General features: G+C 59.8%; 9 protein-coding genes, 1 tRNA gene, 2 pseudogenes and 2 riboswitches. Of the genes and pseudogenes, 3 read left to right on the forward strand and 9 right to left on the reverse strand.

Translation table 11 applies throughout. The features are described 5' to 3' along the window. The 4 genes and pseudogenes from WCA53_RS29110 to WCA53_RS29125 form a co-directional block, all read right to left on the reverse strand. Positions 1 to 609, reverse strand: a pseudogene (locus tag WCA53_RS29110) (glycine dehydrogenase (aminomethyl-transferring)); the annotation flags it as partial. 76 nt (positions 610 to 685) lie between these two features. Next, a complete protein-coding gene (gene gcvH, locus WCA53_RS29115) occupies positions 686 to 1,066 on the reverse strand; it encodes a glycine cleavage system protein GcvH (RefSeq protein WP_423919291.1) in 381 nt (126 codons plus the stop codon). Between the two features lie 54 nt (positions 1,067 to 1,120). Continuing rightward, positions 1,121 to 2,245 (reverse strand): glycine cleavage system aminomethyltransferase GcvT, encoded by a 1,125-nt coding sequence (gene gcvT / locus WCA53_RS29120; protein WP_423919294.1) that lies wholly within the window; start codon positions 2,243 to 2,245, stop codon positions 1,121 to 1,123. Between the two features lie 141 nt (positions 2,246 to 2,386). Further along, a riboswitch (glycine riboswitch) is annotated at positions 2,387 to 2,522 on the reverse strand. Between the two features lie 46 nt (positions 2,523 to 2,568). Continuing rightward, a riboswitch (glycine riboswitch) is annotated at positions 2,569 to 2,691 on the reverse strand. Positions 2,692 to 2,747: 56 nt separating this feature from the next. Next, entirely contained in the window at positions 2,748 to 3,662 is a 915-nt protein-coding gene (locus WCA53_RS29125; RefSeq protein WP_423919298.1) for an ABC transporter six-transmembrane domain-containing protein, read from the reverse strand. A gap of 121 nt (positions 3,663 to 3,783) precedes the next feature. Here WCA53_RS29125 and WCA53_RS29130 point away from each other — a divergent pair, with 121 nt between their 5' ends. Beyond that, positions 3,784 to 4,383: a TetR/AcrR family transcriptional regulator gene (locus WCA53_RS29130; protein ID WP_423919303.1), complete on the forward strand. Its 600-nt coding sequence runs from the start codon at positions 3,784 to 3,786 to the stop codon at positions 4,381 to 4,383. Positions 4,384 to 4,447: 64 nt separating this feature from the next. Here WCA53_RS29130 and WCA53_RS29135 read toward each other — a convergent pair whose 3' ends face one another. Both WCA53_RS29135 and WCA53_RS29140 read right to left on the reverse strand, forming a co-directional pair. Beyond that, on the reverse strand, positions 4,448 to 4,825 hold the full coding sequence (locus WCA53_RS29135; protein WP_423919307.1) for a hypothetical protein: 378 nt from the start codon (positions 4,823 to 4,825) through the stop codon (positions 4,448 to 4,450). A gap of 145 nt (positions 4,826 to 4,970) precedes the next feature. Further along, entirely contained in the window at positions 4,971 to 6,017 is a 1,047-nt protein-coding gene (locus WCA53_RS29140; protein ID WP_423919310.1) for an oxidoreductase, read from the reverse strand. Between the two features lie 341 nt (positions 6,018 to 6,358). On the opposite strand from WCA53_RS29140, the gene WCA53_RS29145 reads away from it, so the two are divergent. Beyond that, complete coding sequence (locus WCA53_RS29145) at positions 6,359 to 8,458, forward strand: UvrD-helicase domain-containing protein (RefSeq protein ID WP_423919313.1); 2,100 nt, start codon at positions 6,359 to 6,361, stop codon at positions 8,456 to 8,458. 199 nt (positions 8,459 to 8,657) lie between these two features. Here the strand turns inward: WCA53_RS29145 and WCA53_RS29150 are convergent, their stop codons facing one another. After that, positions 8,658 to 9,554 (reverse strand): c-type cytochrome, encoded by an 897-nt coding sequence (locus tag WCA53_RS29150; protein WP_423919316.1) that lies wholly within the window; start codon positions 9,552 to 9,554, stop codon positions 8,658 to 8,660. 342 nt (positions 9,555 to 9,896) lie between these two features. Here WCA53_RS29150 and WCA53_RS29155 point away from each other — a divergent pair. Then, a tRNA-Arg gene (locus WCA53_RS29155) sits at positions 9,897 to 9,972 on the forward strand. Positions 9,973 to 10,096: 124 nt separating this feature from the next. On the opposite strand, the pseudogene vapC reads toward WCA53_RS29155, so the two are convergent. Beyond that, positions 10,097 to 10,542, reverse strand: a pseudogene (gene vapC, locus WCA53_RS29160) (type II toxin-antitoxin system tRNA(fMet)-specific endonuclease VapC). Further along, entirely contained in the window at positions 10,542 to 10,772 is a 231-nt protein-coding gene (gene vapB, locus WCA53_RS29165; RefSeq protein WP_423919319.1) for a type II toxin-antitoxin system VapB family antitoxin, read from the reverse strand. Before vapB ends, vapC begins: the two are co-directional and overlap by 1 nt. Between the last annotated feature and the right edge of the window lie 477 nt (positions 10,773 to 11,249).

Raw genomic sequence — 11,249 nt, forward strand, 5'->3', positions numbered from 1 at the left:
CGTCTGTATGACTTCAATGGTCTGCGGCAACACGTCGTCGGCGATATAAAACAGGTTCGACTTGGGCTTGCCCACGCGTTGCAAAAGCGTCATGGCTTCGGCCGCGGCCGTGGCTTCATCGAGCAGCGATGCGTTCGACATTGCCAGACCGGTCAGGTCGATTACCATCTGCTGGAAGTTCAACAACGCTTCGAGACGGCCTTGCGAGATTTCCGGTTGATACGGCGTGTAAGCCGTGTACCAGGCCGGATTTTCAAGCACGTTGCGCAGGATCACGGCCGGCGTGTGCGTGCCGTAATAGCCCTGGCCAATATACGTGCGGAACACCAGGTTCTGATCCGCCAGTTTCCTCAGCGATGCCAGCGCTTCCGACTCGCTTTTCGGCTGCGTGAACGCGCCGAGCGGCAGCGTTTCGTGGCGACGAATCGATTCGGGAATCACCGCGTCGATAAACGCTGCGCGCGATGCGAAGCCCAGTGCTTCGAGCATCGCGTGCTGGTCGGCCGCATCCGGGCCGATGTGCCGCTGGGCGAACGCATCGTGACATTCGAGGGCGGCGAGGGACAAGGCTGAGCGGTTCATCAGGCCATCCGGGTGTTCGAGCTTCATGAGAGTTCCTGCAGGTGCGGCGGCACAGCTTGCACTGGCACGCCGCACTGTCGTTAATTGAGTTATTTGCCGCGATTTATTCGCCGATCGACGCGCCGTAGGCAGCGGCGTCGATCAACCGGTCCGTCTTTGCGTCTGCGGCGGGCTTGATCTTGAAGAGCCAGCTTTCATACGGCGCGCCGTTGACCTGATCCGGCGTGGCCGCGAGCGCGTCGTTTGCAGCCACGATTTCGCCGGACACCGGCGCATAGATATCGGACGCGGCTTTCACCGATTCGATCACCGCAATAGCGTCACCCACGGCAACGGTCTTGCCGACAGCCGGCAGTTCGACGAACACGATGTCACCGAGTGCTTCCTGCGCGTGATCCGTAATGCCGATCGTCAATGTGCCGTCGGATTCGGTGCGCACCCACTCGTGCGATTCGGTGTATTTCAGTTCAGCCGGGATGCTCATGGGATGCTCCAGATGTCGTTAAAGGGAACGTGTCGCGGGGCCATTCGAGCGCCATTAAATCGACGCGAGAACTCGGCCGTTGCGCACGAACGGCAGTTTTACCACGCTTGCCGGGAGTTGTTTGTCGCGGATGAGGACGTGTACGGTGTCGCCCGGTTTGACGCTGGGCGGAACGCGCGCGAAGGCAATGGATTCCTGCATCGACGGTGAAAATGTGCCGCTTGTGATCTCGCCTTCGCCGTCCGGCGTAATCACTTTTTGGTGAGCACGAAGCACGCCACCCGCGCGGCCGTTTTCCTTCAGGAGAATCAAGCCGACGAAGCCTGCCTTCGAGCCATTCTTCTCCAGCGCCGTGCGGCCGACGAAGGTGCGGTCCTTGTCAGCGAGATCGACGGTCCACGCAAGGCCTGCGTCGAGCGGCGATACGTTGTCGTCCATGTCCTGGCCATACAGGTTCATACCCGCTTCCAGGCGCAGCGTGTCGCGCGCACCGAGGCCCGCCGGTTTGACGCCTTGCGCCACCAGTGCTTTCCAGAAGGCTTCAACCTTGGTCGAGGGGATCGTGACTTCGAAGCCGTCCTCGCCCGTGTAGCCGGTGCGCGCGAGCATGACGTCACCGTACGGCGTGAGGGGGAACTGGACGGCGTTGAACGGCTTCATGTGCTCGGTCGCGGCGCGGGTTTCGGGCAAGACTTGCCAGACCTTTTCGCGCGCCTTTGGACCTTGCACGGCGACGATCGCGAAATCGCGGCGCGGCGAGATGGTCAGCCCAAAGCCGCCTTCCGCGTTCAGGTGGCCGAACCACGCGATGTCCTTTTCCGCCGTGCCGGCGTTGATCACGACGCGGTAGTTGTCGTCGGCGAAGTAATAGACGATCAGGTCATCGATTACGCCGCCGTTCGTATTCAGCAGGCACGAATAGAGCGCCTTGCCTGGAACGGTGAGCTTGTCGACGTTGTTGGCGATCGCGAACTTGAAGAACTCGCGGGCCTGGTCGCCGGTGAAATCGACAACGCGCATGTGGGACACGTCGAACATGCCGGCGTCGGTGCGCACGGCGTGATGTTCGTCGATCTGCGAGCCGTAGTTGACGGGCATATCCCAGCCGCCGAAATCGACCATACGGGCGTTGAGCGCGAGGTGCGTGGCGTGCAGGGGCGTGTGTTGAAGATCAGACATGGAGCGGGCCTCGGGCGTGCGCGAAAACGAGAAAAGGCCATGCGTCGAGCCCGCTCGGGGTTTCGGCTTTTCGTGCTGCGCCCGACGCCTGAAACCGTCCGGTGGCAACATGCGAAGCCCAAACCGCGTAGCGATCCGGTACATGACCCCTCTGTCCTCGGTACCTGAGAGATTGCACGCTGTTCGCCGATGATCCGACGTTCGGGCGCGCGCCCCTTCGGTGGGCATGTGGCTGGTGCTTCGTAATCAGCCGATGCCGCTCTCCAGAGTTCGACTTTCCGTCCACCGGCACCCGGTTAAAGGCGCACTGCTTGAACGGAACTTCGACGCGGCCGGTCCTTTTGCCTGAGAGTTTGTGGGTGTGCCCCTTCGGCGGCGCGGCTTCGTTTTCATGTCGTTTTGAACATCGACGACCAACGGCCAGCGCTCTCTCCCGACGCGTGCGGCGAATTTACGCGACCGAATTCAGCTTGTCAAACGAAGAGGGCTGGCGCGGCAGCCTTTAATCCTTGTTGAGCCCTGGGTCCACGCGCTTGCCGATATCGCGCAAGCGCGCCAGTTGATCGACCATCGAGGGTGCCTCGTCGAGGCTGCTGACAAAGGTCCAGAGATACGTCATCACGGAATAGACATGCCCGGCCTTGACCGCCGGTGCCAGCGCCAACTGGCTGATGGCGATGACAAACAGCACGGCCGCCACCGAACCGACAAAAAGATACGCCGCGGCTTCACGGTTCGACAGGTGAATTCGGAGCTTGGACAGTACACGGTAGTGCCGTTTGAGGGTGATCGTACCGACTTTGGCGACCAGGCCGATTTCCTTCTCTAACCGGTCGTTCAAGCGGTGATGCAAGCCCTGGTTGCGCCTTGCAAAGCGCGGCAACAAGGATAGGCACAACAGCAACCCGCCCAGGCTGGCTATGCCGATCCACGGCTCGATCGCGAGTAACATCGCCACGGCGCCGATGATCGACACCAATGCGGTAACCATCGTCGGCACGTGTTTTTCGAAGAAGTCGATGAACTCCCGGGCCAATACGACCCGTGCCGCAGCCGTCGACGTACTTTGATTCTGCAGCCGCTGGTTGAGGATCACCGGCACCGCCAGATCGGCGTATATCCGCGTGAACGTGCGCGTATCCACGGCCCGGCGCGCGGCGCCGATCGCCCAGAACGCCAATACGATCACCGCGTAAAACAACGCACTGCGAGCGTCGCCACGAATGATCGAGTCGACGGCGAATCCCGCGAACAATGGATAAGCGAGCAACAGCGCGTTCTCGAGCGCGACCAGCGAGAGCGTGCAGAACAGCTTGCCCGGATAGGCCCGGGCAATGGCTTTAAGCGTGGACGTGGCGGACTGCTGAGCGAGCTTTTCGCTCTCAACTATCCGGATTTCTGGTGTGACGAATGACATGACCGTACCTTGGGTGAAATCGCCGCTATAATTTGAGCGACTGCTCAAATTATAATTGAGCAGTCGCTCAAAGCGCAAGCTCAGCAAGAGTACGTTCACAACTTACAAAGGGAATCGAAACATGTCGCGGTCGTCCCCCGAACGCAAAGATCAGATCATTGCGGCCGCCCTGGAGCTGTTCCGCCAGAAAGGTTTTGCGGATGTTTCCACGCGCGATCTCGCCGAGCATGCGGGGTTGTCGCGCAGTCATATCTATCACTACTTCGGCGACTGGAATGAATTGCGCCGTGAAGCGTTCGTGCACTTTGCCGACGAGCAACTCAAGGAAACCGGCGCACATCTGGCCGATAAACCGCCCGTCGAAGCATTGCTCGGCTTTATCCGCGATTGCTTGCCCGCGAGCAAGAGTGATGGTTGGGGGCTGTGGCTGGATGCCTGGGACGAGGCCATGCACGACGCAGAACTGGCGCGGGCTTATTTAAGCGAGATCAGTCGCTGGCAAGGCATGCTTGGCGGAATCATCGAACAGGGTGTGGAGGCTAAGGTGTTTCGATGCGCATCGCCGGAACGTGCGGCACGGCAACTTTTCGCGCTGGCGATGGGTTACGCCGATGATCTTCTGCTGGAGCCGTCGGCCGAAGCTGTCGAGGCGGCGATGGAGGAGGTCGTGGAAGTAGCGCAGATGCTGTTGGGGTTCGATCTCAAGACTCTCGATCGATAATCAATCTGAGCCGAACGGCAGCTGCAAAGCAGGCCTGTCGTTCGGCGTATGAAAACTGCGGTGCTTACTGGATCGCGTGCTGCAAACCATCCAGCTCGCCGTTCAGCGCGTGCTGTTCTTCACCCGACAAACCGCCGCCATGCTGGAAAGCCATGTCATGCGCTTCCTGACGCACTAGATCCAGCCGATGATGTAATGCATCGCCTTCTGGCGGCGGGTAGAAGCCCTGGCCTACACGTTGATCGACGTGATGCCACAGCGCGTTGATACGGCCACTGACCTGATCCATCCGATGGACAGCTTGCATATGCGGATCGGGACGCGCGGGCGCTTCCTGGACGATATCGACTTGCCGGGGTGGGACGACGCATCCCGCGAGGGCACCTGCCAGCGCCACGCCAAGCAGCGTGCGAACAACGACGGTTTTGAGGGTTTGCTGCATGGAGAGTTTTTCCCTTATGGATTTTTGAGGCAACGTAACGAGAACGTTTTGATCGCGCCCCCGCTGACGCGGGGGGCGCGATCAAATGTAACGCTGTGTAGTTGAAAGTTAGGCGTCGGGCGGGTGTGGGGCTTGGCTCGACGTTTTACTGCAGGCGTGTGAACTGCAGACGGCGGCCCTCTGCATCGCTTTGAATGGCCAGGTCGATGATCGTCATGACATCGACGGCATCTTGCGGCGTCACTGGAAACGGATTGCCATCCAGCACAGACGCAGCGAGCGAACGATAAAACTCCACGTACGCGCCGTCGCGAGTGGCGAATTCCTGGCGGAGGTCATGATCGCCGTCGACTTCACGCAGCAGGCCCGGCGGGTTGCGTCCAAATTCGGGATTGCCGGGGCGTAGACCGGCCTTGAGCTGGTCTTCCTGGACATCGAGCCCGGTTTTCACATAGCTGCCGCGTGTGCCGTGAATAGTGAAGCGCGGCGGTTCGAGGGCGGCCAGCGCGCTTGCGTGCAGCACGATTTCCTTGTCTGGATAGCCGAGCAGCAGATGCACGTAATCCGGCGCACTCGCGTGATCGCGCTGCGCTTTCACGGTTGCGTAGATTGTTTCGGGCAGGCCGAAAAGCACGAGCGCCTGATCGATGAGATGCGGCCCCAGATCGAACAACAGGCCGCCGCCACGCGACGCTTCCTCGCGCCAGCGTTGCGGCACTTTGGGCCGGAAACGGTCGAAATGGGATTCGTAGTGCGTCACGCGACCGAGCCGGCCGCTATCGATCAGTGCGCGAATCGTCATGAAGTCGCCGTCCCAGCGGCGGTTGTGGAAGGGCGCGAACAGGAGCTTGTGTGACGCGGCGAGATCGGCGAGCGTTTTGGTGTCGGCGCCGGAAAGCGTCACCGGTTTATCGACCACTACGTGCTTGCCTGCGTCGAGCGCGCGGCGGGCGAGGTCGAAATGGGTATCGTTGGGCGTGGCGATCACGATGCAATCGACGTCTTGAAGTTCGATAAGCGCGTCGAAAGTTTCCACGATTGTCGCGTTCGGGTAATCGCTTTGGGCGCGCTCCGGCTTGCCGGTGGCGATGGCCGCGACCGTCGCGCGGCCGCAATGTTCTATGACGGGTGCGTGGAAGGTTTCGCCAGCGAAGCCGTAGCCCATCAGGCCGACTTTTAGTTTTGCTGTCATCGGGGCATCCTTGATCTTTGTCATTGAGCAATATTGTGGCACGACAAGATGACGAGTTTGTTCGGGGCGTTGCGCTCGCGGGTGGTTGGGCGGGTTGCCCGGTCTCTTGTTCAGTCCGCTTGAGTTCGCCCGCCGAGGCGATCCGTTGTCCAGGGCCTTCGTTAAGTCTGCATTGCCCGTGCCTGCACCGCCGTCAGGCCCCAAAAAGCCCACGGTTTTCCGTGTTAACATCGCGCACTCGAAACGCGCCGCTCCAGCAAAACGCGCGATTTTGCCCACCCAACGTGTGACCGGCCGCCTGCAAAGGCGCTGCAAACGCGTATCAATAAAGTACCCGAACGATGTCCGCAGCAGGTCTGAACGCCGCGCAAAACGAAGCGGTGCGCTATCTCGATGGTCCTTGTCTCGTGCTGGCCGGCGCCGGCAGCGGCAAGACGCGCGTAATCACGCAGAAAATCGCGCACCTGATAGAAGGGCGGGGTTTTGAGCCGAAACACATCGCCGCGCTGACCTTCACGAACAAGGCCGCGCTAGAAATGCGCGAGCGCACGGCGAAGCTGCTGGAAGGCAAAACACTCACCACGCCTGGCAAGGAAGGTCGCAAGGTGCCGGTGAACCAGTTGACCATCTCGACGTTTCACTCGCTCGGCGTGCAGATCATGCGCCAGGAGGCCGAACACGTCGGGCTGAAGCCGCAGTTCTCGATCATGGATTCCAGCGATTGCTTCGGCATGGTCCAGGAACAGCTCGGCACCACCGACAAAGGCCTGATCCGCAAAGTCCAGTCGATCATCTCGCTGTGGAAGAACAGCATGGTGTCGCCGGATCAGGCGTCGGCGAGTGCATCGAATGAAGACGAGATGCAGGCTGCCATTGTTTTCCGCAGCTACGTCGCGACGCTGCACGCTTATCAGGCGCTCGATTTCGATGACCTGATCCTGAAACCCGCGCAATTGTTCGGGGAAAACGAGCAGGTGCGCGAAAAATGGCAGAACCGGCTGCGCTACCTGCTCATCGATGAATATCAGGACACGAACGCGTGCCAGTATGAATTGCTGAAACTACTCGCCGGTCCGCGCGCAGCCTTCACGGCCGTGGGGGACGACGATCAGGCTATCTACGGATGGCGCGGCGCCACGCTGGAAAACCTCGGGCAATTGAGCAAGGATTTTCCCAAGCTGCACGTAGTGAAACTTGAGCAGAATTACCGCTCGACGGTGCGCATCCTCACTGCGGCCAACAACGTGATCGCGAACAACCCGAAGTTGTTCGAGAAAAAGCTGTGGTCAGATCACGGCATGGGCGACTCGATTACCGTCACCGCCTGCAACGACGAAGAGCACGAAGCGGAGTCTGTCGTGTTCCGGCTGTCGGCGCATAAATTCGAGCGGCGGTCGACCTTTCGCGACTACGCGATTTTGTATCGTGGGAATTTCCAGGCGCGGATCTTCGAACAGGTTCTGCGGCGCGAGCGGATTCCGTACGTGCTGTCGGGCGGCCAGTCGTTCTTCGATAAAGCAGAGATCAAGGACATCATCGCGTACTTGCGGCTGATCGCGAATCCCGACGACGACCCTGCGTTCATCCGCGCGGTCACCACGCCGCGCCGGGGCGTGGGCAACACCACCCTCGAAGCGCTCGGTTCGTTTGCGGGCCAGGCGAAGGTGTCGCTGTTCGAGGCCGTGTTCATGGGCGGTATCGAAGCGCGTTTGTCGGCGCGGCAGGTTGAGCCGTTGCGCGCGTTTTGCGACTGGATGCAGCGCTTGTCCGACCGTGCGGGGCGCGATCCGGCGACCACCGTGCTCGACGACATGATGGAGGCGATCCATTACGAGGCGTATCTCTACGATGCCCACGACGAGCGGCAGGCGCAATCGAAGTGGCAAAACGTCCTGGAGTTCTGCGAATGGCTCAAGAAGAAGGGCACGAAGCCGGAGCGGGAACCATCGGCGGATTCGGAAGCAACGGGTTATGACAATGCCGACGGTTTCGGCGATGAAGGCAAGAACCTGCTCGGTCTGATTCAGACCGTCGCGTTGATGTCGATGCTCGAAGGCAAGGACGAGAATCCGGATGCCGTGCGGTTATCGACGGTGCATGCGTCAAAGGGACTTGAATATCCGCACGTCTTTCTGGTCGGCGTGGAGGAAGGGATCATGCCGCACAGGGGAAATTCCGACGATGACGCGCCGGTGGATACGGGCCGGATTGAAGAGGAGCGGCGCCTGATGTACGTCGCGATCACGCGGGCGCAGCGCAGTTTGCATCTGAACTGGTGCAAGAAGCGCAAGCGGGCGCGTGAGACGGTGGTCTGCGAGGCGTCGCGATTTATCCCTGAGATGCTTCTCGACGACGCACCGCCACCGACCGAAGAAGAAGCGCCGTTATCGCCGAAAGACCGGATGGCGATGCTGAAAGCGCTGTTGCAGAAGCCTGCATAGGAGCTTGAGCGTGATTGTTTCTCGATGAACGGCCTTAAGTTCGCGTAGTTCGTTAAGAGATTTCGAATTCAGTTAACGGATGTCGAGTTCGCGTGGTGAACGTTTCGCGATGGCTGCCTGCCGAATCTTGCTTCAGTGAAAAAAACCCTGAGCAAAGCGTTGCTCAGGGTTTTTTCGAGTGGCGTTGAAGCAAAAGGCGTTATTTCACCGCCGCGACCATGTAGTCGACAGCCGCTTTCACGTCGGCATCCGGCGCATTCGATCCACCTTTGGGCGGCATTGCGCCCTTGCCGTGCAGCGCGTAGTTGTAGACCGTGTCCATTGGCTCCTTGAGGCGCGGCGCCCAGGCGTCTTTATCGCCGAATTTCGGCGCGTTGAGAACGCCGGCCGCGTGACATGCCTGACAGACCTGCGTGTAAAGCGTCTTTCCTGCTTGCGACGCGTCCGCGCTTTGCGTTCCTGCCGCCGCTTCCGAGCTTGCTTGCGGGACATTGGCTAGCGCTGCGACTGCGGCGGCGGCCTGGTTGTTATCGGTCGATGCCGCGGCTCCACTTGCCGGTGCCGCCGCGGATGCTGCTGCCGCCGCGCCGGCTACCGGTTGCGCGGGTTCGTCGAATTTTGCGCCGCCATTGTTAGCCATATAGACGACTGCGCGTGCGATTTCGAAGTCGCTATAGTCGTCGGGGCTGGTGCCGCCACGGGCCGGCATCGCGCCTTTGCCGTTGAGCGCGTTGTGAAGCAGGGTGTCGTAGCCTTGGCCTATACGTGGTCCCCAATCGCCCGCATTGCCGAACTTCGGCGCGCCGGCGACACCGGCTGTGTGACATGTTGTGCAGACCGCCTTGAAGACTTCTTCGCCGGTTTTGTAGACATGCGGCGCGTTGGCGTCGCGGATGTCGACTTGGGCGACCGGGGCGATGCGTTGAGCGACGGACTCTTCGGAGAGGGAATCGGTGCCAGCGCCGTTGCGGGTCGTGTTGTTGACATACACCGCCAGCATGATGATCACGGCGATCGGGATGGCAAACCCGGCGATGACTGCCGCAATGAGTTGGCCGGGCGTTTTGATCGGGGCTTCGTGGGGTCCTTCGCTCATGCTTGTCTCGTCTCCCTTTTTATTTGTGAGTCGGTCCGGCGACAGCGCGGCTGTAACTTCGCAGAAGGGTTCTGACCTGATCGGCCATCTCCGTCTCCATCAGCACGGTCGATTATAGACGGAACGTTTACTGGGTGGCGTGCCAGCAAAGGCCTGTCGCAGCACGTGTTAACCCGGATTTCAAATGGTTTTCGACCGGCGTTGTTTGGGGCGCGGAAGGAGTTTGAAAGGTGCGCCAAGCCCCCGCGATGGACGTATCGGAGCAAACCGGGTATTCTTTCGGACTCGCATCGGTACTGCCTCCAGGTTTCACCTTATGGAACGCGGTGCCCTCGCTTCTACGCGCCCGTAGCTCAATGGATAGAGTACTGCCCTCCGAAGGCAGGGGTTGCTGGTTCGATCCCAGCCGGGCGCACCATCTAGTTTTTCGCAGAATCCCCTGAAATCATCCTGAAAACCCTTGTCGGAAAAGGCGTTGCGGGAAATTCACGTCCGGGAAAGCCAAAGAATTCCCGAAAATCCGTGCTACTCCTTGCCTGACTTTACATACTCGCAAGGGGTTCGGCTCGCGGGAGCAAGATCAAGTGCGGGAACGGAGTTTCAACTCGTAGACCGGCTACCCGGTCAAACTCGCGAAGATTGTTCGTTACCAGAATAAGGCCCTGAGATCGTGCGTGACCGGCAATCATCTGGTTGTAGTAGGGGCCGATTGGATTGCCCATCTTTGCTAGTTCGGCCCTGAGTTGGCCGCTATGAGCGGCAGCCTCGTGGTTGTAATCCAGGACGTCGAGGCGAGCCGCAAAGCCCTCGACCACGGCTAGATTTTTCTCCGGCGAAGCGGACTTCTCCGCACCATAGATCAATTCCATCAGGGTCACCGTGCTGATGCAGAGTTGGCCATGGTAGCGGTTGAATGCCTCGCGAACCCGTGGGGTTTGTTCTTGATGGTAAAGATGCAGATGTTCGTATCGAGCATGTACTTGAGCATCAAAACCGCTCACGTTCCTGATCGGCGGGCTGGTTGCGGGTGGACATGAAGTCGGGGCTTACCCCCTCGCCATCAAACCAGCTATTCCAGGACTCGCCGGCAGGGGTCAGGATACGAACGCGACCGATGGCCACCACGTCGACCCGTTTCACATCGTCAGGAAGCGCCACGGATTTTGGTAGGCGTACCGCTCGACTGCGTTTGCTTTTGAAGATGGCACCTTGTTCCACGATGGGCTCCTTGGGATATGTCAAAGGTATATCCAATTACGGTGGTGCGTGGGATACGTCAATGGGATATACCGACCGACCACGCAATGATGGCAGTGGTCGTCGCGTATCTCTAGCTTGAGCGTAGTCAGTCGTGTACCTGGCCGCGCTTCCAATCCTGAGCTGTTTCTCGTGACGCGACGGACCGTCCTTTAATAAAGGCTTCTTGGAAAATCAAGGCGGTCAAAGTTCAGGTTCGCAAACGCGCCGTCAAGCCATCCGGCACCCAGCCCAACGGATCCTCCGTTCACTTGCAATGCTCCCGAAGTCGCTTCGTACTAGTACGGCGGTTGTCCCATAGCGATCCGCATGACGATGAACGGCATGAATGCACCACCTGCGGCAGTCACCATCAAGATGAACGTAAGCGCGCGAGTTCGTAGCGACACGCAGCTTAGAAGGCCGACGATGGCCGGAGCAAACGGCAAGAAGTAGCGC

This window comes from Caballeronia sp., assembly GCF_049581465.1.
Classification (GTDB): Bacteria; Pseudomonadota; Gammaproteobacteria; order Burkholderiales; family Burkholderiaceae; genus Caballeronia.